19 protein-coding genes are annotated in these 22,401 nt (G+C 45.4%); all 19 read left to right on the top strand.

Annotated features, from left to right (window positions below; all coding sequences use genetic code 11):
• The first annotated feature begins 68 nt into the window (after positions 1-68).
• The 19 genes from SGLY_RS15930 to SGLY_RS15845 all read left to right on the top strand — a co-directional run bounded on the left by SGLY_RS15930 (position 69) and on the right by SGLY_RS15845 (position 22,224).
• Positions 69-824: an HD-GYP domain-containing protein gene (locus SGLY_RS15930; RefSeq protein ID WP_013626174.1), complete on the top strand. Its 756-nt coding sequence runs from the start codon at positions 69-71 to the stop codon at positions 822-824.
• Positions 825-1,486: 662 nt separating this feature from the next.
• Positions 1,487-2,101, top strand: coding sequence for an SGNH/GDSL hydrolase family protein (locus tag SGLY_RS15925; RefSeq protein WP_013626171.1), 615 nt, complete (start codon positions 1,487-1,489; stop codon positions 2,099-2,101).
• Positions 2,102-2,639: 538 nt separating this feature from the next.
• Positions 2,640-3,839, top strand: a complete 1,200-nt coding sequence (locus SGLY_RS15920; RefSeq protein ID WP_013626170.1) for a saccharopine dehydrogenase family protein — start codon at positions 2,640-2,642, stop codon at positions 3,837-3,839.
• The gene (nspC, locus tag SGLY_RS15915; RefSeq protein ID WP_013626169.1) at positions 3,839-4,972 is read left to right on the top strand and encodes a carboxynorspermidine decarboxylase; all 1,134 of its coding nucleotides are present in this window, start codon (positions 3,839-3,841) and stop codon (positions 4,970-4,972) included. The genes SGLY_RS15920 and nspC overlap by 1 nt, the downstream gene beginning before the upstream one ends.
• 93 nt (positions 4,973-5,065) lie before the next feature.
• Positions 5,066-6,517 (top strand): aminotransferase class I/II-fold pyridoxal phosphate-dependent enzyme, encoded by a 1,452-nt coding sequence (locus tag SGLY_RS15910; RefSeq protein WP_013626168.1) that lies wholly within the window; start codon positions 5,066-5,068, stop codon positions 6,515-6,517.
• A 3-nt stretch (positions 6,518-6,520) separates the two neighbouring features.
• Positions 6,521-7,375, top strand: a complete 855-nt coding sequence (speE, locus tag SGLY_RS15905; RefSeq protein WP_013626167.1) for a polyamine aminopropyltransferase — start codon at positions 6,521-6,523, stop codon at positions 7,373-7,375.
• Between the two features lie 150 nt (positions 7,376-7,525).
• Positions 7,526-7,684 (top strand): DUF1540 domain-containing protein, encoded by a 159-nt coding sequence (locus tag SGLY_RS17690; protein WP_083811275.1) that lies wholly within the window; start codon positions 7,526-7,528, stop codon positions 7,682-7,684.
• A 152-nt stretch (positions 7,685-7,836) separates the two neighbouring features.
• Positions 7,837-8,418 (top strand): DUF4342 domain-containing protein, encoded by a 582-nt coding sequence (locus SGLY_RS15900; RefSeq protein WP_013626165.1) that lies wholly within the window; start codon positions 7,837-7,839, stop codon positions 8,416-8,418.
• A 142-nt stretch (positions 8,419-8,560) separates the two neighbouring features.
• On the top strand, positions 8,561-9,247 hold the full coding sequence (locus SGLY_RS15895) for a response regulator transcription factor (RefSeq protein ID WP_013626164.1): 687 nt from the start codon (positions 8,561-8,563) through the stop codon (positions 9,245-9,247).
• Positions 9,237-10,673, top strand: coding sequence for a sensor histidine kinase (locus tag SGLY_RS15890; RefSeq protein ID WP_041444856.1), 1,437 nt, complete (start codon positions 9,237-9,239; stop codon positions 10,671-10,673). The genes SGLY_RS15895 and SGLY_RS15890 overlap by 11 nt, the downstream gene beginning before the upstream one ends.
• 122 nt (positions 10,674-10,795) lie before the next feature.
• Positions 10,796-11,299: a demethoxyubiquinone hydroxylase family protein gene (locus SGLY_RS15885; RefSeq protein WP_041445506.1), complete on the top strand. Its 504-nt coding sequence runs from the start codon at positions 10,796-10,798 to the stop codon at positions 11,297-11,299.
• A gap of 12 nt (positions 11,300-11,311) precedes the next feature.
• Positions 11,312-11,968, top strand: coding sequence for a futalosine hydrolase (locus SGLY_RS15880; protein ID WP_013626161.1), 657 nt, complete (start codon positions 11,312-11,314; stop codon positions 11,966-11,968).
• Positions 11,968-12,837, top strand: a complete 870-nt coding sequence (locus SGLY_RS15875) for a 1,4-dihydroxy-6-naphtoate synthase (protein ID WP_013626160.1) — start codon at positions 11,968-11,970, stop codon at positions 12,835-12,837. Before SGLY_RS15880 ends, SGLY_RS15875 begins: the two co-directional genes overlap by 1 nt.
• Positions 12,838-12,956: 119 nt before the next feature.
• Positions 12,957-13,382, top strand: a complete 426-nt coding sequence (locus tag SGLY_RS15870; protein WP_013626159.1) for a universal stress protein — start codon at positions 12,957-12,959, stop codon at positions 13,380-13,382.
• Positions 13,383-13,406: 24 nt separating this feature from the next.
• Positions 13,407-13,979, top strand: coding sequence for an NADPH-dependent FMN reductase (locus tag SGLY_RS15865; RefSeq protein ID WP_013626158.1), 573 nt, complete (start codon positions 13,407-13,409; stop codon positions 13,977-13,979).
• Positions 13,976-14,347 carry a YccF domain-containing protein gene (locus SGLY_RS15860; RefSeq protein ID WP_013626157.1) on the top strand — a complete coding sequence of 124 codons (372 nt, stop codon included), beginning with the start codon at positions 13,976-13,978 and terminating at the stop codon, positions 14,345-14,347. The genes SGLY_RS15865 and SGLY_RS15860 overlap by 4 nt, the downstream gene beginning before the upstream one ends.
• Positions 14,348-14,574: 227 nt before the next feature.
• Positions 14,575-18,924, top strand: a complete 4,350-nt coding sequence (locus tag SGLY_RS15855; protein WP_013626156.1) for a non-ribosomal peptide synthetase family protein — start codon at positions 14,575-14,577, stop codon at positions 18,922-18,924.
• Between the two features lie 28 nt (positions 18,925-18,952).
• Positions 18,953-20,794 carry a sensor histidine kinase gene (locus tag SGLY_RS17285; protein WP_013626155.1) on the top strand — a complete coding sequence of 614 codons (1,842 nt, stop codon included), beginning with the start codon at positions 18,953-18,955 and terminating at the stop codon, positions 20,792-20,794.
• Entirely contained in the window at positions 20,791-22,224 is a 1,434-nt protein-coding gene (locus SGLY_RS15845; RefSeq protein ID WP_013626154.1) for a DUF3369 domain-containing protein, read from the top strand. Before SGLY_RS17285 ends, SGLY_RS15845 begins: the two co-directional genes overlap by 4 nt.
• Positions 22,225-22,401: the final 177 nt, after the last annotated feature.

The raw sequence follows: 22,401 nt of genomic DNA, 5'->3' as shown, positions 1-22,401 counted from the left end.
TGACTGCTAAACCATCATAGCATTTAAACCTGCCATTAATCGAGCAAGTCATAGAGGGAGTCTTTAAAATGTCTGAACCTTTTGCGAAGAAAAATATTTATGACGAAAACGGGTTATTGCTATTGGCTAAGGGCAAAAAAATAACAGATGATGTTTTAGCTAGGATACAGGGCTCATCAATTTCCAGGATTGCCTGGGATCTCGCAGAAAAGATCAATATTTGTAATGAACGGAATTTGGAATATACAATAGAGATATTGAGCGCGATCATCGCTGATTCCCAAACGAAGCCCTGGTGGTTTTTTGTCCATGCTCTGGGGAGCTATGTCGACTGGCTGTATGTTCATTGTATAGATGTCTCTATGATATCCCTGATGATCGCTATGGAAATGCGGTATTCTGATGACGAGTTATGGAATATCGGAACGGGAGCCTTTCTGCATGACGCAGGAAAGCTGTTAATCCCAAAATCCATCATTGAGAAACCCGGTTCCTTAAATGACGTGGAAATGGAGCACATCCAGCAGCATTGTGAATTTGGGATGAGCTCTCTTGAACCATGCGGTATCCCTAAGGGATGCCTGGATATCGTTTTGCAGCATCATGAACGCCTGGATGGGAGCGGGTATCCCAAAGGACTGAAAGGAAAACAAATCCATCCTGACGTCAGAATCGTAATGATTGCCGATAGTATTGATGCAATGATCTCCTATCGTCCCTATAAACCGCTGCAAAAAATGGAAACAGCAGTAAAAGCGCTGAAAAGTGATGGACGTAAGTACTCTCAGGAAATTGTTTCCGTATTGGGAAAGATGCTGGGATAACTCTCTAAATTGCTTAAGCCGCAGAATGCAGTGTTCAGACCTGGTGTAACAGGTCTTTTTGTTCTTATAACTGGGGTGATCAAGGAATGAAAAACTGGAAGAGCAGACAAAGCTCTTCCAGTCAATCGTTATATTCAAAAAACCATACTTAAAAAATTACAGCTAAAGCAATGAGAATCAAAATGGCGATAGCAATAATAGCAGCTCCCGCACCGCCGCCATATCCACCTACAGGGTATGATACTGCCGGGTATGATGCCTGTCTGCAACAACAACCTCCACCGAACATAAATATTTCCTCCTTTCGCGCATTTCTTTAAAAACTAGAAAACAATGCCTAATGCAATTAACAAAAGAATGATCACAACAACGATTGCTATACCGCAGAAACATCTGTTTCCCTGAAAGCCGTCTACAGCACCGATTGACATTGAATAGCCCTCCTTCTCTGGAATATATATCCAGTAATAGACTATGCAACAGGTGCCTGATGTGAGCCTTCAATTCTCATAAAAAAGAAAAAAATGCTAAAACACCCTTTTTTAGTAAAACGAGACGGCCGAGAATCTAATGGATGATCTTTTATTCTTTTTCACAAGCTCGACTCGGTCTGAATACCATATATTGACATATAATCAGGGGCCGGGGGGTGAGTAAAAAACGTGTTAAGCTATTATATTGCCCTGGGGGATTCTTTAACAGCGGGGTATGGTGTCGGCAGCCGAAAATTCGCCCTGATTTACTATTCTTATCTTCATTCCATCAATCCTGATCTTCAATTCATCGCTTGCGGAATAAACGGGCTGACAACAGAAGGGTTGGCCAATTTATTGTTTTCAAATGTTCAGCTGCAAAGCTTAATCTCTAAAGCGGAGGTGATCACGCTTACGATCGGCTCCAATGATCTTTTACATTCAGCAGCGGCTGTTTTAAGGGGAGGGAGCTTGAATATCCCGCTTTTCCTGGCTGATTTTAAAAAAAATCTTGATCTAATCGGCTCTCAAATTCGTTCTCTTCATCCAGGGGCTCTTGTAAAAATCGCGACAATTTATAATCCTTTGCCAGCCGGACCGTATTGCCGATTCTCAACATTAGTCCAGCCCTTGATTAATCAGGTGAACAGAGTGATCGTTCATTGTGCTAAACGTTATGGTTTTCAAGTCGTCCCAATTGACAGGACATTTCAAGGCAGAGAGCAGTCAGTTATCGGACCGGACCACTTTCATCCCAATGTTCTCGGGCACCAGATGATCGCAATGGCTGCAAGTGGTATCTGAGTCCTGTCTCTTGAATACTTCAGCGAGCCTCCTGGTTGGCTCCCTTGCAAAAATGAGGATTGGCAAACATTGTTCGTAAACATTGTTTGCAAAAACTATTGAAAAATCTCGAAGTTTTCGATATAATATCTCTTGCGAAAAGAGGTTCGGGAACCTTTTCAGCAAAGAATTTTTTGACCGATCTCTGAAGTGATTCAGAGGGTGAAGGCCATACGGACAGCCGGGTCAAAAGCCGAAAATGGCAACTTTGTTGCTTTATTGATTGAGCCGGGGCTCACATCACACTTGTGAAGCGATCAATAAGAGTAGTAAAAGTAATTCCTTGCTATATAGACTCTGAAACCTCGAAAGCTGAATAAATAACTCTACATGAAACCGCCTGATTTTTCTCTGGTGTTTGGTAGAGCCAAATAATAGGTTTTTTATGATCGTTCCGCTTAGGTGTGGTGTACTGCTTTGTTTTTTGCAGTCGCAGCATCTGGGCGTTTTTTATTTGTAAACTGTTTCGGAGTCAACACAGAGATGGGGAGGAACGAAAATGGGAAAAATACTTGTTATTGGCTGTGGCGGTGTAGCCGGTGTGGCCATTCACAAAATTTGTCAAAATTCGGAGGCTTTCAGTGAGCTTTGTATAGCCAGCCGCACAAAGGCAAAATGCGATGCCCTGGCGGAAAAGCTGGGCGGCGGCAAAACCAAAATCACTACCGCTCAGGTGGATGCGGATAAGGTCGATGAGCTTATTGCCCTAATCAGCAAAGAAAAGCCCGATGTCGTACTGAATCTGGCCCTGCCTTATCAGGATCTGCACATCATGGACGCTTGTCTGGCCACCAAGACCAGCTATGTCGATACCGCCAACTATGAGCCGGAGGATACCGCTCATTTTGAGTATAAATGGCAATGGGATTACCGGGAGAAGTTCAAAGAAGCGGGGATTACCGCCCTGCTGGGTTCCGGCTTTGACCCGGGAGTAACGGGTGTCTTCAGCGCATATGCCATGAAGCACTATTTCGATGAGATTCATGAAATCGATATTCTTGACTGTAACGGGGGAGATCATGGCTATCCTTTTGCCACAAATTTCAATCCGGAAATCAACATTCGGGAAGTCACGGCAAAAGGCATGTATTGGGAAACCGGACGCTGGATAACCACTGAACCGATGGAAATCAAACGTGAATATGATTTCAAGGGAGTAGGCCTGAAGGAAATGTATCTCCTGCACCATGAGGAACTGGAAAGTCTGGCCCTCAATATCAAGGGCATCAAGCGCATCCGTTTTTTTATGACCTTCAGCCAAAACTATTTGACCCATCTGAATTGTTTAGAAAATGTAGGCATGACCAGCATTGAGCCGATCAATTATCAGGGGATGGAGATTATCCCCCTGCAGTTTTTGAAGGCCGTTCTGCCTGATCCTGCCTCTCTTGGACCTCGTACCAAGGGTAAAACCAACATAGGCTGTATTTTTAAGGGAATCAAAGACGGCAGGGAAAAAACCTACTATCTCTTTAATATCTGTGACCATGAGGAGTGCTACCGTGAGGTGGGGAGCCAGGCAATCAGCTATACTACCGGGGTTCCGGCCATGATCGGCGCAATGCTGGTGATGAACGGCACCTGGTCGAAACCCGGTGTTTACAATGTGGAAGAGTTTGACCCTGATCCATTTATGGAGGCCCTCAACAAATGGGGGCTGCCTTGGGAAGAAGATTTCCAGCCGGCGATGGTACCGTAATGAACCAAGAGTTTGCGCTGGTGCCGACTCCCAGCTATGTCATCGAAGAAAAGCTGCTTGTCAAAAATCTGGAGATCTTAAAAAGCGTACAGGAACGAAGCGGAGCAAGAATCTTGCTGGCGCAGAAAGCATTCTCCATGTTCCGTGTTTATCCCCTGCTGGCCCGGTATCTCTGTGGAACAACAGCCAGCGGATTATACGAGGCCCGGCTGGGCCGCGAAGAATTCGGCAAAGAAGTGCATATTTTTAGCCCGGCTTACCGGGACGATGAATTCGAGGAAATTCTGGCTGTTGCCGATCATATCGTATTCAACAGCTTTGCCCAGTGGGAAAAATTCGGCAGGAGGACGCTTGCCGCGGGAAAAAAATGCGGTTTGCGGATAAATCCCGAATGTTCTACACAAAATGGTCCTGATCTCTATAATCCCTGTGCGCCCCATTCGCGGCTTGGGGTAACAAAGGCCAATTTTCAACCGGATAAGCTTGCCGGTATTTCCGGACTGCATCTGCATACGTTGTGCCAGCAAAACGCGGATGCGCTGGCAGAAACCCTGAAAGCCTTTGAAGCTGGGTTCGGGGAATACTTATATGATTTGGAGTGGCTGAACCTGGGCGGCGGCCATCATATTACCCGCGAGGACTATGATCTTGACCTTCTGGTCCGGACCATCAGCCGGCTGCGTCAGACCTATGACCTGACCGTCTACCTGGAGCCCGGTGAGGCAGTAGCTCTGGACAGCGGCTTTTTGGTGTCCTCAGTATTGGATATCCTGGATAATGGGATGAATATCGCTATCCTGGATACTTCCGCAGCCTGTCATATGCCTGATGTGCTGGAAATGCCTTACCGTCCGGAAATCATTGGGGCGGGGCAGCCGGGGGAAAAGAAATATACTTACCGTCTGGGCGGGCCTACCTGTCTGGCCGGAGATATCATCGGGGATTATTCTTTTGACCGCCCGTTATTCCCCGGGGACCGTCTGGTCTTCTGTGATATGGCTATTTATTCTATGGTGAAAAACAATACCTTCAATGGAATGAGGCTGCCCGACATTATTTTACGGACGGCGGGCGGAACCGATGAAATCATCCGCAGCTTTGGGTACACGGACTTTAAGGACCGCTTGTCCTAGGTAGAGAACACAATCCGGGAATAGATTTAACGGAAAAAATGGCATAAACTTATAGCAGGATTGAACAGAGGCAAGGAAAGGCGATGGTTTCTCATGCCGGCGCTCAGGCAAAGCAAGGCTCCAATCTATGAAGCACTGTTACACTACAAATCCATGCGGGTAGTTCCATTTGACGTGCCCGGCCATAAGCAAGGCAGAGGAAACCCTGAACTCAAGGAATTTTTGGGTGAGAGCTGCCTTTCGGTAGACGTGAATTCAATGAAGCCTTTAGATAATTTGATTCATCCCGTATCTGTCATTAAAGAAGCCGAAGAATTGGCCGCAGATGCTTTTGCGGCCCAACATGCTTTTTTTATGGTCAATGGGACAACCTCGGCGGTCCAGGCCATGATCATGAGTGTTTGCAAGCGGGGGGATAAAATCATCATTCCCCGTAATGTTCATCGCAGTGCCATCAATGCCCTGATTGTCAGCGGAGCCGTCCCGGTCTATGTCAACCCGGGTATTAATAAGGAGCTGGGGATACCTCTGGGGATGTCTGTGGCGGAGGTCAGGCAGGCGATCGCTGATCATCCGGAAGCCAAAGCAGTATTTCTCAATAACCCTACTTATTATGGGATCTGCACCGATCTGCGGACAATTACCGAGTTGGCCCACCGTCATAATATGGATGTTCTGGTTGATGAAGCTCACGGGACCCATTTCTATTTTGGGGAAGGAATGCCCGTCAGCGCCATGGCGGCGGGAGCGGATATGGCGGCAGTCAGCATGCATAAAACAGGGGGATCTCTGACCCAGAGCTCCTTTCTGCTTATTGGTTCCCGGCCCAATCCCGGACATGTCCGGCAAATTATTAATCTTACCCAAACGACCAGCGGGTCATATCTTCTCTTGTCTTCACTGGATATTTCCAGGCGTAATCTTGCTCTGGACGGAAAAAATATCTTTGCTCAAGTTTCCGCTCTAGCGAACTATGCCCGGGAAGAAATCAATAAAATAGGAGGATATTATGCCTTTGCCGGTGAAATGGTCAATGGCGATTCGGTGTTTGCCTTCGATCACACCAAACTTTCTGTTCATACCAGGAATATCGGATTGGCAGGTATTGAGGTTTATGACATTCTCCGGGACGATTATGGAATTCAGATCGAATTTGGCGATATCGGCAATATTCTGGCGATTATTTCCGTGGGCGATCGGGCATTGGCATTAGAACGGCTGGTTGCCGCCCTGGCGGAAATTAAGAGACTTTATCTGCGTGATCAGGCGGGCATGCTTGATCATGAATATATTAATCCGGAAATCGTCATTACCCCTCAACAGGCTTTTTATGCTGAACAATACCCGCTAAAGATAGAAGACAGCGCCGGTTTTATCAGCGCCGAGTTTGTGATGGCTTATCCGCCGGGTATTCCGATTCTGGCACCGGGGGAACGGATCACCAGGGAGATCATTGAATATATTTCCTATGCCAAAACCAAAGGCAGTTCCCTGACAGGCACTGCCGATATGGCCATTGAGAAGATCAGAGTAGTGGAGGAATAAACAATGGAACTGTGGTATTCGGAACAGCATACAAAAAGCGTCCGGTTTTCGGTTAAGGTCAATCAGCATTTATATACGGCAAAGAGCGAGTTTCAGAGGATTGATGTTTTCAAATCTAAAGAGTTCGGGACATTTTTAACTCTGGACGGGCTGATTATGGTGACGGAAAAGGATGAGTTTATTTATCATGAAATGATCGTTCATGTGCCTATGGCAACAAATCCCAGGATCAAAAAAGCTTTGGTTATCGGCGCCGGTGACGGCGGAACAGTACGGGAGCTGACCCGTTACCCAGGTATTGAATCCATTGATATGGTGGAAATCGACAAAATGGTTGTCGATGTTTGCCGGCAGTATCTGCCCCAGACAGCCTGTAAGCTTGATGACCCGCGGGTACGCATCTATTATGAAGATGGGTTGAAATTTGTCCGTTCCAGGGAAAACCTGTATGATTTGATCATTGTCGACTCCACAGATCCTTTTGGACCGGGAGAGGGTCTGTTTACAAAAGAGTTTTACGGGAATTGCGATAAGGCGTTAACGGAAGAGGGCATCCTGGTCAATCAGCATGAAAGCCCCTATTACGACAAGTATGCCCGGTCCATGCAAAGAGCACATCAGTGCATTCGGGAGTTCTTTCCTGTTTGCCGGGTCTATCAGGTTCATATTCCCACCTATCCTTCCGGACATTGGCTCTTTGGTTTTGCCTCCAAAAAATATGACCCTGTGGGCAAGCTTGATGAGGAAGCCTGGAACAATCTGGGCTTGCAAACAAATTATTATAATACTGAGCTTCATAAAGGATGTTTTGCCCTGCCCAATTATGTCAAGGCTCTTTTGGCGGATACCGGGAAGTAAGCCGGGCGTTAAGGAAATAAGCTCTCATTCCGGAATGGATGAGGGTTTTTTTGTGATCATTTATTGTTGATTAATGTCAAAAAGTATATTTTCCACTTATCTGTTAAATACTAAAAAAATGAGAGGAGGTGTACAAGATTGGTGAAAAAAATGGATTCTCCCAATACAGGAATCAAATGTGAAGTGTCTACCTGCAGATATTATTCTTCAGGAGATCACTGTACCGCTGAAATCATTGAAGTTCAGAACAAAGATGCTTCAACATCCAGAGACACCAACTGCAACACATTTATACCTAGAGGAATGTAAGAAACATCTTCAATGGCGCTAAATCATTAAGCAGACGGAAACTTTCTTTCGTCTGCTTAATGATTTTCTCATCAAATTTTAATCTTCTTATAAGTACTGATTAATCGGGATTATTTAGAATAAACCCATATTAATGAATTGGAGTGGATAGGATGAATATCAGTATGGAACAAATTGATGAGATGAGGAAAAGAACCAATTGCAGTTATCAGGAAGCCAAAGAGCTTCTGGGGAAAAATAACGGTGATCTGCTTGAAGCCATTGTAGAGTTCGAAAAGAAATACGGGCACAGGGACAAGCATAAGCATCAGGAAAGGAAACAGGGGAAAGCGAGAGTAAAAGAACTTATCCGCAAAGGGTTTCTGACAAGATTCATGATTGAAAAAGAGAATACGACAATATTGAATATTCCTGTCAATATCCTGATCCTTGCTGTCTTCGTTACCATTCCCGCCTTTTGGGCCTGGCCGGTTGTTCTTGTCGCTGTTTACCTGATGGGGTATAAGATCAGGATCAGAAAAGAAGAGGGACAGGACGTGAATTTGAGCGCCATGGTGGATGAGCTGGGCAGCAAGGTTCGGACAGCAACTGAAAAAATCTATGAAAAACCGGAAAAAAAAGCCCCTGACCAGAATCAAGACGTGCAAGGAAATGAAAAAACCGGGCATAAAGAGGAAAACAGGCCTGAAAAGAAAAAAGAAGATGAGGATTATAATGAGATTACAGTTGAATAACCTGACTGGGAGGAGAATTGGTTAAACACGTTCCGAGAGGATGCTTGAAGAAATGAACCTGTGTTGTTGACAGGTTCATTTCAGTTTATAATGAAGTTGAAAATTTCTGCTGCTCAGATCGGAATCCCTACCGGAGGTTATGATGAAAACCAGAATCCTGGTCATTGAAGATGAAGTGAAAATAGCCCGTTTCCTGGAGCTGGAGCTGACTTATGAGGGTTATGCCGTGGAAGTTGCCCACGATGGCCGCAGCGGTTATGAAAAGGCTGCTGCGGGCAATGTTGATTTAATTATCCTGGATCTGATGCTCCCGGAATTGAGTGGGATTGAAGTATGCAGGCGGGTGAGAAAGGAATCTGATGTGCCGATCATCATGCTGACCGCCAAAGATGATGTTTCGGATAAGGTTATGGGTCTGGACAGCGGGGCCGATGATTATATGACCAAATCCTTTGCGATCGAGGAATTGCTGGCAAGAATAAGGGTGATTTTAAAAAGAAAAAGCAAAAAAGAGGGAAGCTCCGCTGTTATAGCGGCAGGCAGGCTTGTTTTATTGAGGGATGAACACCGAGTCACCTTTGAGGGCAAAGAGATATCCTTATCCAAGAAAGAATTTGAACTGTTAAAATATTTAATGGAAAATAAAGGAATAGTGCTATCCAGAGAAAAGATTCTTGATCATGTCTGGGGGTATGACTATTATGGGGATACCAATGTCACAGATGTGTACATCAAGTATTTGCGCAATAAAATAGATCAGAAGTTCGATGTGCGCTTTATTCATACGGTGAGAGGAGTTGGGTATATTTTTAAACAGGATGAAGAATGAAAGAAGAACAGTCATTCCCATAAAAATGATCTTTAAAATAATCCTTTTCCCCATCGTATTGGTAAAATTATGTAATCAGACACTTAAAGAAAAAACGGAATATTCCATCCGCCTTAAACTATCGTTAAGGTACCTGAAGATTTTGCTGACAACCAGTTTGGTTTCCGGGATAGGGGTTATTCTTGTTTTCACCGGAATAAAGATCCAGGCCGGAGTAGCTCAGGACTACTTAGGTCTGGCTCCCTTGCTCAATAAAGGCCGGATAGAGAACGCAGAGATCAAAGCCTATTCCCGGGAGCACCTGATTCCCATCCAGGTCTATGATTTCAATAACGGGCTGATCTTTGCTTCGGAGACCGATTTGCTCGAACAAACAGGTCCGAGTCAGATCGTCCCCGTTTGGACCAAAGACCAGTTTTTCCTGCCGGTAAAAAAAACTGTGCTGAGCTCAGGTACGCTGATTACGGTTGTCCTGTATTCGGATATCAAAGGGGAACTGCTGGAAGCCTATCAGCTTGGCAGAATAATCTTTTATGTGTTTTCTGTGGCGCTGCTTTTTTCTGTTTGGGCGGTGATTCTTTCCGGCAGGGGAATTTTCCAGTCCATAGGGGAAATGACCCAAACGGTAAGGGATATCTCGGAGAGGAACCTCAATTTGCGTCTGAATGTGAGCGGATCAAAAAATGAGCTCAGGGAACTTGCTCTTACGTTCAATGAGATGATGAACAGGATTGAAGACCAGTACAATAAGCAAAAACAGTTTGTTTCCGATGCTTCCCATGAATTGAGGACTCCTATAGCAGTCATTCAGGGCTACGCGGTCATGCTGGACCGCTGGGGGAAAGATAACCGGGAAGTCTTGCGGGAATCCATAGAAGCGATTAAAAATGAATCGGAAAACATGAATGGACTTATTGATAAGCTGTTGTTTCTGGCCAGGCACGACAATAACACCTTTGTGTTTCAAAAAGAGGAATTCAGCCTCACAGAAATGCTGCAGGAGATCGGCAAAGAGACGCAGATTATTGACACCATCCATAAAATTAATCTTGAAATTGAGAAAGAAATATCCGTATACGCCGACCGCAATATGCTCAAACAGGCGGTGCGGATCTTTATTGACAATGCGATCAAATATACTCCTCCGGGCGGGGCGGTTTCCATCAGTTTAGATATCAAAGAGAAAAGTACGGAGATCAGCATCAGAGACAGCGGCATAGGAATGACCAAGGCAGAGCTGGAAAAAATATTCGATAGATTTTACCGGTCCGACCAATCCAGAACAAAAGACAAAGGCGGTCACGGTTTGGGGCTGGCGATCGCCAAAACTATCATCCTTGGCCATAAAGGGAAGATCAGGGTGAGAAGTAAAGTGGGTGAGGGATCGGAATTTATCCTTATTTTAGACCGGATACAACATGCTTAATTAAAATAAATTTAAGTTAGGAAGCATAATAAAGAAGGTAAAATGAAAAAGAGATAGAAATGATAAGAGATGAAATCAGCATGATCAGATTTTTCGATTTCAGGGGAAAGAAGGGGATTATCATGGAAAAATATTTGATTCGAACAGAAATGGAACCGCAGGAAATTTACAGCCGCTTGGATCATGTCCAATCCGACCAATTACCGAAAGTAAGAAAAGCACTGAGAAAATTGCATGCTTTTGAGATGATGGCCGTTAATATTTACCGGATGCAAATTACCGCTGAGAACACTGATTTCAACCGCCTCATTATTCAGGCAATGACCAATGAGATGACTCATGTTCAGGATTTTCAGGCCAAAATATATGAATTTGGAAGCAGGCCAAGTCCGACAAGGTTTTTCAACGCCCTGCTGGGAATGTTTTTAGGGCTTTCCTCCCGGCTGCGGGGCAAAAAAGCGATCTTAGCCATGGGCATTTGGACGGAGACAAAGGCGGTTGAAGATTATCAGGCCATCATCAGCTCGGTCCGCTGGGATAAGGAGACACTGGACGTCATCAAACATAATCTGGATGATGAATATCACCATATCGAGACCTTGAAAAAAGTGTTGGAACAAATATAAGGAGCTTAAAAAATGGATTCAGGAAACAAGCGTGTGCTGATTGTCGCTGCCGTGGCAGTGGAGAAGGAAGCCGTACTGCGCGGACTGCGGCAGAACAGCGGTCCTTATGATGTTCTCGCGGCCGGGGTAGGGCCTGTGGCGGCTGCTGCCCAAACGGCAAAGCAGCTGGCATCCGGTCAGTATCAGCTGGTCATCAGCACTGGCATAGCCGGAGGCTTCGCCGGCAGAGCGGAAATGGGAAGCATCGTTGTTTCAGAAGCCATCATTGCGGCGGACCTGGGCGTTAATACTCAGGAAGGGTTTTGCAGTCTGGCTGAGCTTGGCTATGGACCTGTGCGAGTCCAAACCCCTGCCGGCCTGGCGAAAAAGGTAACGGATAAATTACGGCAGGCCGGGTTAGAGGTTTGTTCAGGACCGGTCCTTACAGTGACCACAGCAACCGGAACCGCGGAGGGGGAGGCGGAGCTCTCCCGCCGGGTACCCGGCGCTGCGGCTGAGGCAATGGAAGGCTATGGCGCCGCTTGGGCAGCAAGCCTCTTTGGCTTGCCTTCCTTGGAGATTCGTGCAATATCCAATCAAGTGGGTCCGCGGGATTCCGGCAGATGGCGGATCAAAGAGGCCTTAACTGTTTTAGAAAAAGCTTATCTGGTACTGGCGGAGGAATTGTGATGAAAATAGCGTTTTCACCTTGTCCCAATGACACATTTATCTTTCACGCCTGGGTGAATGATCTGATTGACGGAGCCCCCGGGCTTGATGTGACTTATGCGGATATCGATACAACCAATCGTTTGGCGGCAAGCATCGGGGGGCCGGATGTCGTAAAGATTTCCTATGCCGCCTTGCCCTGGGTGCTGTCGGAATATGCCTTGCTGCCTTGCGGAGGAGCACTGGGCCGGGGATGCGGTCCGCTTATTCTGACATCGGAGAGGATCATTGAGGAAAAGAAGCGGTCTTTAGCGGGGGAAAACTCAGCCGGACAAATATTGGCCGGGCGAAGGGTGGCAATACCGAGTGAGCGCTCCACCGCGTATTTATTGTTCAGACTGTGGGAAGCGCGCCATGTCCCGGGCGGGGTTAAGGAAACCGTTGTAATGCCTTTTCAGGAAATTATGCCCGCTGTAAGAAGCGGGACCGTTGATGCGGGGCTGGTCATTCATGAAGCCCGTTTTACTTACCCTTCGTACGGGCTGAAGCTGTTGATCGATCTAGGCAATTGGTGGGAGACGGATACAAACCTGCCGGTTCCGCTTGGGGCGATTATTGCCCGCCGGTCCCTGGATTTAAAGGCTGTTGCGGGCTGGATCAGATCGTCGCTCCAGTATGCCCGGGAATATCCGGCGGCGTCAGGGGACTATATTCTCAGCCATGCCCAGGAGCTGTCTCCCGAAGTTGTCCGGGCTCATATTGACCTGTATGTCAATGAGTTTTCGGCAGACTTGGGAGAACAAGGGCGGGAAGCCGTCGCCGTCCTGCTGGAGAGAGCGGTCAGGGAGAGGCTGGTGCCGGCCTTTGATCGACAAGGGTTATACGGATAAACCGGATATTTTTTCACTTTAGATATGGATAAAAGAAGAATAAAGTATTAAGATTAAAAAAAGGGAAACAGCAGGCTTTTCCGATCTAAAATGATGTATTTGAAAACGGAGGGGATTAAATGTTTAAAAAAATCCTGGTACCAACTGATATCTCGGATTTTTCTAAAAGGGCTTTAAGCACGGCGCTAGAGGTGGCTGATCGATTTAAGGCCGAAGTGGAACTTCTTCATGTGGTCCCACTCGCCACTGATTTTTTGCTCTCGGAAGCATCATACGGAGTAGCGGTTGACCAAAACGAACTGAACAAAAGCGGTGAGGCTGTTCTTGAAGCATCAATAGAGGGCTTTAAGATTAATGGTTTGTTCAAAAAGAAAGTGATTGCAGGACATCCGGTTACGGAAATTCTGAAGGAAGTCGAAGAGGAAAATATTGACCTTTTGGTTATGGGGCATCACGGCTACGGTGCGATAAGCGGTTCGTTAATGGGAAGTGTGAGCCAGCGGGTGCTGCATAAGGCTAAATGCCCGGTTATGATTGTGAAATAAGAATGAGCACGGAGGAGTTCTTTTATGGAAGAGCAAATCAGGATTCTCGGCTTTACCGGCAGCCTCCGGAAAAATTCTTATAACCTGGCCGCCCTGCGGGCAGCCAGGCAATTATTGAATGACGGGGCGGAGCTGGAGATAATTGATTTAACCCCGATTCCTTTTTTTAATGAAGATTTAGAAGCAGAGGGTGTCCCTCAGGTTGTCGCTGATTTTAAAAAGCGGATCGCTGAAGCCGACGCCTTGCTGATTGCGACACCGGAGTATAATTATTCTATACCTCCTGTTCTGAAAAACGCTTTGGATTGGGCTTCCCGGGAAAACAACCCTGTTTTGAGAGGGAAGCCGGTTGGGATAATGAGCGCTTCGCCAAGCATTTTTGGTGGTGCGCGTGCTCAGTACCATCTTCGCCAGGTGTGTGTGGTCCTGGACCTTCTTCCTTTAAATAAGCCCGAGGTTTTTATCATCAACGCCCATACCAAATTTGATGAAAAGGGGAACCTGACTGATGACCGCAGCCGGACAGCCATCGACAACCTTATGCGGGAATTGGTGAAATGGGCGAGAATGCTGAAAAAGAAAGAGGAGACAGGATGATCATCAGAGTCGTCTACTTTATCCTGTTTGGCTGGTGGGCCGCCGTCTTATGGAGCGGAGCGGCTTATCTTTTATGCCTGTCAATCATCGGGCTTCCTCTGGGGCTGATCATGTTTAACCGGCTCCCCCAGATCCTGACCCTAAAGCCGGTATCTGCCATCAATGCAGTAAGTAGAGATCTTCTGACGACTAAACAGGAATTCCCGTTCCCGATCCGGGCTTTATATTTTATTTTTCTGGGCTGGCATCTTACCGGATTTTGGGTAAGTATCGCATTAATATTGTGTATTACCGTCATCGGGATGCCGCTGGGAATTATGATGCTGAATCATGTTCCTTTTGTTCTGACATTAAAGCAAAGATATTAGACAGGATAGTGAACGGATAGGCAAATTTCTTCAGAAGGAATTTGCCTATCCGTTTGTCTCCTAAGGGGCATCGGGGGATTTTTATTTGTTCCTGAAAATTGCCTCAGGAAAATACAAGTGTTAGAATAAAATTAATATGCTCAGAAAAACGGAAAGATAGAAGATGATTTAAGAAATAAGTCGATTAAACGAAATCCTTCGGATAAATTGGAGGAGATAACTGTTTTATGAACAGCCCAAAAGAGATTACTGCCACAGAAAAATACCATCCCCTGACACATCCTCAAATGAGTATCTGGTATAGTGAAAAGCTGTTCCCGCAGACAAGCATGGGAAATATTGCGGCAACGCTGAGGATATTCAGTAATGTTGACTTTGGCCTGCTGGAACAGGCAATCAACCTCTACGTGAAGAAAAACGACGCTTTCCGGCTCAGGATAGCCGAGATTGCCGGAGAACCCCGGCAATACATTTCTGAATATCAATATCACCAATTTGAGCTTCTCGATTTCAAAGGGAACCTGGAAGAATTATTCAAATGGGATGAGAAGCAGACAAGCATGCCCATGGATATGATTGAATCCGATTTGTTCTCTTATGTTTTAGTGAAAATTAATGATCACGACGGCGGTTTTTTTGTCAAGACTCACCATCTGATCTCCGATGCCTGGACGATGGCTCTCATGGGAAATGACGTCATGGGGTACTATACCGCGTTGAAAAACAGTGAGCAGATATCCGGAGAAAGCAGGCCTTCGTTTTTGGACCACTTAGAAAGAGAAAAAAAGTACCAGAAGTCCTCCAGATTTCAAAAAGACAAAGCTTATTGGACGGAAAAATTTGCGGACTGGCAGGAGATGACAGCTTTAAAGAGCAGAAAAACAGGTAGAATGGTCAGCACCCGGGCCCGCAGGAAAACATTGCTGATCCCTCAGAAATTGACGGCCAAGATTCATGAATACTGCGCTCAGAGAGGAGTCTCCGAATTCAGCCTGTTTCTGGCTGCCATAGCCATGTATATGAACAGGGTCACCGATAAAGAGGATCTTGTTTTCGGGACCACCCTCCTCAACCGATCAAATGCCCGGGAAAAAGAGACGGCGGGGATGTTTGCCAACCTGGCCGTTCCGTTAAGATTTCAGATCAAAGAGGAGATGAATTTTGACGAATTTGTGGAACAAATCACAAAAGAGCTGACAGAGGTCTTCAGGCACCAAAAATATCCCTATGACCTGATATTGAAAGAAGTTCGGGAAAGACGGGGAACCTCGGACGACCTGTTTGATATTGTCCTGACTTACCAAAACTCCAAGTTTATGAAAGAGCAGAGCTTGGAAAAATACATTACCAGATGGCATTTTACCGGACATCAGATTGAATCCCTGATCATTAATCTTAATGACAGAGAAAATGACGGACGCTTAATCATTGATTATGATTATTTGGTGGACATGTTCTATGCGACGGAAATAGAGTTCATGCACAGCCATGTGATCAGTCTCCTCTGGCATGCTTTGGACAATCCGGTCAAGAAAATATCCAGGCTTGAAATGCTCTCCGAAAAAGAAAAACAAAAAATACTGTCTAAATTCAATGAAACCGAAGCGGACTTTCCCGCGGACAAAACGGTCCAGGAGCTGTTTGAGGAACAGGTCCTGCGCAGTCCGGACAACCTGGCGGTTGTGTTCAGGGAGGAAAGGTTAACCTACCGGGAATTGAATGAAAAGTCAAATCAATTGGCCAGAGTTCTGAGGGAAAAAGGAGTCAAAGCGGACAGTATTGTCGGCATCCTGTTTGAACGGTCCCTGGAAATGATCATCGCCATTTTTGCCGTTCTGAAAGCGGGCGGCGCCTATCTGCCGATTGATCCCCAATATCCCCAGGACAGAATAAAGTACCTGCTTGAGGACGGCGGCCTGAAAATCCTGCTTACCTGTTTGGACGGGGTCAGTGGCAGAGAGCTGGGTGTTGAAGTCATTGATCTCAGAGACCGGACACTGTTTGCCGGGGATGCCTCAAACCCGGGAAAAATCAACGCGCCGGCAGATCTGGCTTATGTGATCTACACATCCGGGTCGACCGGCCGGCCGAAAGGGGTTATGATTGAGCACCGCGGTTTGATTAACAGGATCAATTGGATGCAGAAGAAATACCCCTTGGATCAGGGCAGTACGATCCTGCAGAAAACCACTTACACGTTTGATGTCTCCGTATGGGAACTGATCTGGTGGTCTTTTGTCGGGGCCAAAGTATGCCTGCTGGAGCCCGGGGGGGAAAAAGACCCCCTCCAAATCATCAAGTCTGTTGAGAAATACCGGATTACGACCATGCATTTTGTTCCCTCCATGCTGAGCAGCTTTCTCCAATTTTTAGAAGGGTATCAAAATAACGAAGCCTTAGAAAGCCTGAAACAGGTTTTCGCCAGCGGGGAAGCACTGACCTTGCAGCAAGCGGAACGCTTCAACAGACTGCTTTATTCCACAAATGGGACCCGGCTTTCCAATCTCTATGGCCCGACTGAGGCCGCGATTGATGTGACAAGCTTTGAATGCTCGCCGAAGACAGAGCTCAGCTCAGTCCCGATTGGGAAACCGATCGATAATATCAGACTGTATATTCTGGACAGGCACTTGAACCTTTTGCCGATTGGGATTCCTGGGGAGCTTTTTATTGGGGGAGTCGGGGTATCCAGAGGATATGTCAATAAACCGGAACTGACAGAGGAGAGATTTATCCCCAATCCTTTTGTTCAGGGTGAAAAGCTGTACAGAACCGGCGATCTTGTCAGGTGGTATGCTCAGGGAGATATCGAGTATCTGGGCAGAATAGATCATCAGATCAAAATCAGGGGCTTTAGGATTGAACTCGGGGAAATAGAAAACAAACTGCAGGCCCATCCCCAAATAAAAGAAAATGTTGTGATCGGGCTCGAACAGCAAGATAAAAAATATCTATGCTCCTACTATGTCGCGGACGAAGATATTCCTTCCAGGGAACTCAAGCGCTTTCTCGCTTTATCATTGCCCGAATATATGGTGCCTGCCTTCTATGTGAGAATGGAGGCCCTGCCCTTATCAGCAAACGGGAAAATTGACCGGAAAAATTTACCGCAGCCGGTTGTTGCGGGAAATCAAGATGCGGGGGAATATGCCGGGCCGAGAAACAGCCTTGATCAGGAATTGGTTGGACTGTTTTGCGGTGCGTTAAGAATTGACCGGATCGGCATTGATGACAGCTTTTTTGATCTGGGCGGGGATTCCCTGGCCGTGATGACGGTCTTTGCCCAAGTCTATGATCGTAATTGGGGGATCTCGGCCGCTGATTTTTACACCTATCCAACCATCCGGGAGCTGTCGGACAGGATCGGCAGGAGGGAAAAGGCCGGCGGCACAGCTGGCCCGGATGATATCGAGGTCCTGGAGCCAAGACCGGAACCGGAAAATATCCGGGAGCTGGAGATTGAACATGTTTTGTTGACCGGGGCAACGGGATTTTTGGGTGCCCACCTTTTAAGCGAGCTGATAGAAGGAACGGAAAGCACGGTCTATTGTCTTGTCCGGGCAGAGGATGACCAGGGGGCCGAAAAGAGATTGAGAGAAAATTTGAACTTTTATTACAGGGATAAGTATCAGGGGCTGATCGGAAAAAGAATCATTCCGGTGAAAGGGGATATATCCCTCAAGAGACTGGGATTTGATCGGGAAGAGTATCAGAGGTTAGGAAAAAGACTTGACACCATCGTCCATTCGGCAGCGGTAGTAAAATATTTTGGTCATTATCGTGAGATCGAGGAAATCAATGTTGATGGCACTAAAGAAATTTGTCATTTCGCTTGTCAATTCGGCATAAAGCTGAATCATATTTCAACAGACGCTGTAACCGGAAATTATTTAGTTGAAAACCCGGTAAGCTGTACTTATACAGAAAATGATTTTTATGTAGGACAAAATTATCTCGGAAATATTTATGTCCGAAGTAAATTCGAAGCGGAAAATTTAGTATTCAAGGCAATGAAAAGAGGGCTGAAGGCAACAGTATTCAGGATGGGCAACCTGACAGGACGATATTGTGACGGGCATTTCCAACAGAACATTGGGGAAAACGCTTTTTACAGGGCAATCAGGTCTATGGTCAGGCTGGGAGCGGTTTCTCATGAATTGCTCAAAGAAGAGATCGAGTTTTCTCCGGTTGATTTATCGGCCAGGGCTGTGATAAAAATCGCTCAGACAGAAGAGTCCGACCACAGAGTTTTTCATATTTTTAATCACCACAAAATCGTGATGCAGGATCTGGTACAAGTGTTGTTAAAGAAGGGTATTCCTATGCAGAACATGAATAAGCAGCAGATGGAAAAGCTGCTTGAAGACCTTGAGGAAGAGAGCAGAAACGACATATTGTCCGGCTTAATGCTTTATTTGAATGGCACAGGGGAGATTGCCTGCACCGTATCAATTCATGTTGTCTCAGACATTTCCGCCGGCTATCTGGAAAAACTGGATTTTCAATGGCCGCATGTTGATCAGGAGTATTTATTCAAAATAGTAAACTATATCCAAAGGATGAATTATCTCAGTTAAGAAGCGGGATGATGAAGAGGTTTGATCAATGCTTTTGAGATTTGACTGGCTGACAGGATTATCTTTAATCACAACACTGTTAAGCCTTCTCGTGACAATCTATGTTGCTAAGATAAAGACAAAGCAGCAAATCCATTATGCCTTCCTCGGTACGACAGGTTTAGTGTTGTATTGGAGTGTCATCAGATTTATCCAACTGCTTGTGGAACAGGAAAATACCCTGTTAATTTTGGAAAACATTCATTACATTGGAGTTTGCCTCCTGCCTATAGCCTTGCTTTTTACGGGAATTATTTTTGCCAAAACCCGGATCGGCTTTTCCCGGAAATACCTGTTGCTGTTTATCGTTCCGGTCATTTCCATCATCCTTGCCTTAACGAATGATCAGCATCATTTGTTTATTGTGAAGTACAGTTTTATCAGTACGGAATTCATTTACGGTCCCTTTTACATTTTTCATGAAATCTATTCCTATGGATGCATCATTCTGGGGCTTCATTTTCTTTCGTATTTTTCAATCAAGAATTCCGGATTTTTTTCCAAACAATCTATCCTGTTATTTCTGGGCATTTCTTTTCCCTTAGTCGTAATCATATTAAGCACCCAAAAAATAGTGGCCATGCCTGTATTTTTAGAAAATATATCCTTTTCAATCAGCATGCTTTTTTTTGCCTTTGCTATATTTAAATTTCAGTTTTTAAATATTGTTCCGATCGCCCTCCAAAGGATAGTCGATCTTATTTCCGACAGTTATATCGTTTTTAATGAGAACAGGGAGATTATTGATTTTAATAAAGCCTTTGTGGACACATTTCATTGTCTGACGAGCATCAAGAGGAAAGGGAATATCCTTGATGTCATAGCGAACCCGGAAATCCGGATGAATAAAGAAAAAATCATGAGATTGGGGGATAAGGCCAGGAAGGAGAAAATCAGTATATCTTTTGAAGAGCATATCACCGGAAAAGATTTTGACAGGTACTTTAATATTGAAATCACCCCGGTGTTCTCCCAGGAAAAATTCTTAGGGACAATTCTCTTATTCAAAGATATCTCGGAGCACAAGAAAAACATTGAAACAATTCAACGCAATCAAGAGATATTAATGGAGCAGGAGAGGATGGCTTCTCTGGGACAAATGATCGGAGGCATTGCCCATAATCTCAATACGCCGATCATGTCTCTGGCGGGAGGGATAGAAGCCCTTAAAGACCTGGCAGGGGAATACCGTGATTCTATAGGTGATGACAGTGTCACGGCCGAGGATCATAATGAGATTGCCGGTGAAATGCTCGAATGGCTCGAGAAAATGAAACCTTACTGTTCGTATATGACTGACCTGATCAGCGCAGTAAAGGGTCAGGCAGTCCAGATGAATTACTCAAAATATGATAAATTCACAGTTGAGGAGCTTGTGAAAAGAATCGATGTCTTAATGAAGCACGAGTTGAAAAGATATCATTGCTTTTTAAAAACAAAGGTCGAAATCGAGTTGAATACGGAAATCAAGGGGGAGCTGAACAGTCTGGTACAGGTGATTGATAACCTCATTATGAATGCCATCCAGGCCTATGACGGAAAAGCGGGAGAAATTGACTTGGAGATAAGCGAAAAGGAAAGTGAGATTCAATTTGTTCTCAGAGACAGGGGGAAAGGAATCCCGGAAGAAGTACAAAACCGGCTTTTTAAAGAAATGCTGACCACGAAGGGCAAACACGGAACAGGTCTCGGTCTGTATATGTCGTATTCTACAATAAAAGGGAGATTTTTTGGAAATATGAGGTTTGAATCAAAGGAAGGGATTGGCACAACATTTTATATCACAATACCCAGCTTGAAAACACAACGGCGACAGGAGGGTTTAGGATGAGAAGGTCAAAGGCCAATCCGATTTTAGACTATAAGATCCTTGTTGTAGACGATGAACAGGGTATTGTTGATTCTTTATCCGTGGTATTAAAAAGGAGCGGTTATCAGATTACCGGTCTGACTGATCCTTTGGAAGCGATAGAAAAGGTCCGGCAGGAGAATTTCGATTTATTAATTTTAGACTTCTTAATGTTCCCCATTCACGGAGACAAAGTGGTGGAAAAGATCAGGCAATTTAATACAGATATCTATATCCTGATGTTAACCGGACATAAAGACCTGGCCCCTCCTCTGGAAACAATCAAGGCCTTGGATATTCAGGGCTACTGTGAAAAGGGAGACAGGCTTGACCAGCTGCTGCTGTTGGTCGAATCGGGAATCAAGTCCATTTCCCAGATGAGAACAATAAGAATCTTCCAGGAAGGGCTCAATAAAATTTTGCAGGCTGTTCCGAAAATCTATCAGCTGCAGCCGATCGATAATATCCTGGAGGATATTTTATCGGAGATATTACCGCTGATTAATAGTAAAAACGCCTTTATTCTTGTTGATGATGTAACAAGAATCAGTTCAGGGAATAACAGTATCTACAAAGGGATAGGCAAATATAAAACTGAGATCGAGGATTTTATGGTCATGCTTGATCCAAGTCTGATGGAGCATATCGGCAGTGCCCGTGTAGACAAAAAGGTTGTTATATTAGAACGGGAAGTGATCATCCCATTAATTAATGAGCTGCAGCAGGATATTGGCGTGATTTACGTGGAAGGGGAGGGCATCCAGGAAGGCAGCAAACTTTTGGAGATCTATGCCAGCCAGGCCGCCTCTTCTATCAGCAATGCATTTCTGCATTCTCTGGTCAATATCAAAAATGATGAGCTGAATATGACCTATGATCAGCTGAAAGAAAGATACATGGACACCATAGAAGCCCTGAGGCTCGTCGTGGATGCCAAAGACATCTATACCCGGGGCCATTCTGAAAGAGTAGCCTACTTTGCCGTGAAGATCGGGCAATCCTTTGGCCTGTCCCAGGAAGAACTTGAACTCTTGCGTATTAGCGGCATATTTCATGATGTTGGGAAGATTGGGACATCCGACGATATTTTGTTTAAATCGGAAAAGCTGGATGAAAAAGAATATGAAGAAATCAAAAAGCACCCCTTGAAAGGGGCGCATATCCTGTCGGCAATATCAATGTTTAAAGAGGTTGTGCCGATTGTAAAATGCCATCATGAACGTGTGGACGGCAAGGGATATCCGGAAGGGCTGAAAAAAGAAGAAATTCCGTTTTTAGCGAGAATCATTTCTGTTGCCGATGCCTTCGACGCCATGATGTCTGACCGGCACTATCGTTCCAAGCTCAAGTTTGAGGAGGCCAGAGCCCAATTGCTGCAGGGGGCGGGCACCCAATGTACTCAGACAAGATAATTGACAAAACGGGATAAGACGGGATGTGTCGGGAGACACCGAGAAAAGACAGTATTTATGCGGGTTTGTGAGGGATATGGAAGGAAATCCGTGACAGAAATATTGAGAACGGCATCGAGTGAATTGATGTCGTCTTTTTTATGCCTTGAGGGGGCGTGGTGGTCGTGGAGTTGTCGG

Source organism: Syntrophobotulus glycolicus DSM 8271 (genome assembly GCF_000190635.1).
GTDB lineage: Bacteria > Bacillota > Desulfitobacteriia > Desulfitobacteriales > Syntrophobotulaceae > Syntrophobotulus > Syntrophobotulus glycolicus.
Note: the sequence above shows the minus strand (reverse complement) of the source record. Positions and strands in the feature narration are given on the sequence as shown.

Coding starts and splice junctions, on each gene's coding strand:
- SGLY_RS15930 (WP_013626174.1), top strand. CDS start 69: ATGTCTGAACCTTTTGCGAAGAAAAATATTTATGACGAAAACGGGTTA.
- SGLY_RS15920 (WP_013626170.1), top strand. CDS start 2,640: ATGGGAAAAATACTTGTTATTGGCTGTGGCGGTGTAGCCGGTGTGGCC.
- nspC (WP_013626169.1), top strand. CDS start 3,839: ATGAACCAAGAGTTTGCGCTGGTGCCGACTCCCAGCTATGTCATCGAA.
- SGLY_RS15910 (WP_013626168.1), top strand. CDS start 5,066: ATGCCGGCGCTCAGGCAAAGCAAGGCTCCAATCTATGAAGCACTGTTA.
- speE (WP_013626167.1), top strand. CDS start 6,521: ATGGAACTGTGGTATTCGGAACAGCATACAAAAAGCGTCCGGTTTTCG.
- SGLY_RS17690 (WP_083811275.1), top strand. CDS start 7,526: ATGGATTCTCCCAATACAGGAATCAAATGTGAAGTGTCTACCTGCAGA.
- SGLY_RS15900 (WP_013626165.1), top strand. CDS start 7,837: ATGAATATCAGTATGGAACAAATTGATGAGATGAGGAAAAGAACCAAT.
- SGLY_RS15895 (WP_013626164.1), top strand. CDS start 8,561: ATGAAAACCAGAATCCTGGTCATTGAAGATGAAGTGAAAATAGCCCGT.
- SGLY_RS15890 (WP_041444856.1), top strand. CDS start 9,237: ATGAAGAATGAAAGAAGAACAGTCATTCCCATAAAAATGATCTTTAAA.
- SGLY_RS15885 (WP_041445506.1), top strand. CDS start 10,796: ATGGAAAAATATTTGATTCGAACAGAAATGGAACCGCAGGAAATTTAC.
- SGLY_RS15880 (WP_013626161.1), top strand. CDS start 11,312: ATGGATTCAGGAAACAAGCGTGTGCTGATTGTCGCTGCCGTGGCAGTG.
- SGLY_RS15875 (WP_013626160.1), top strand. CDS start 11,968: ATGAAAATAGCGTTTTCACCTTGTCCCAATGACACATTTATCTTTCAC.
- SGLY_RS15870 (WP_013626159.1), top strand. CDS start 12,957: ATGTTTAAAAAAATCCTGGTACCAACTGATATCTCGGATTTTTCTAAA.
- SGLY_RS15865 (WP_013626158.1), top strand. CDS start 13,407: ATGGAAGAGCAAATCAGGATTCTCGGCTTTACCGGCAGCCTCCGGAAA.
- SGLY_RS15860 (WP_013626157.1), top strand. CDS start 13,976: ATGATCATCAGAGTCGTCTACTTTATCCTGTTTGGCTGGTGGGCCGCC.
- SGLY_RS15855 (WP_013626156.1), top strand. CDS start 14,575: ATGAACAGCCCAAAAGAGATTACTGCCACAGAAAAATACCATCCCCTG.
- SGLY_RS17285 (WP_013626155.1), top strand. CDS start 18,953: ATGCTTTTGAGATTTGACTGGCTGACAGGATTATCTTTAATCACAACA.
- SGLY_RS15845 (WP_013626154.1), top strand. CDS start 20,791: ATGAGAAGGTCAAAGGCCAATCCGATTTTAGACTATAAGATCCTTGTT.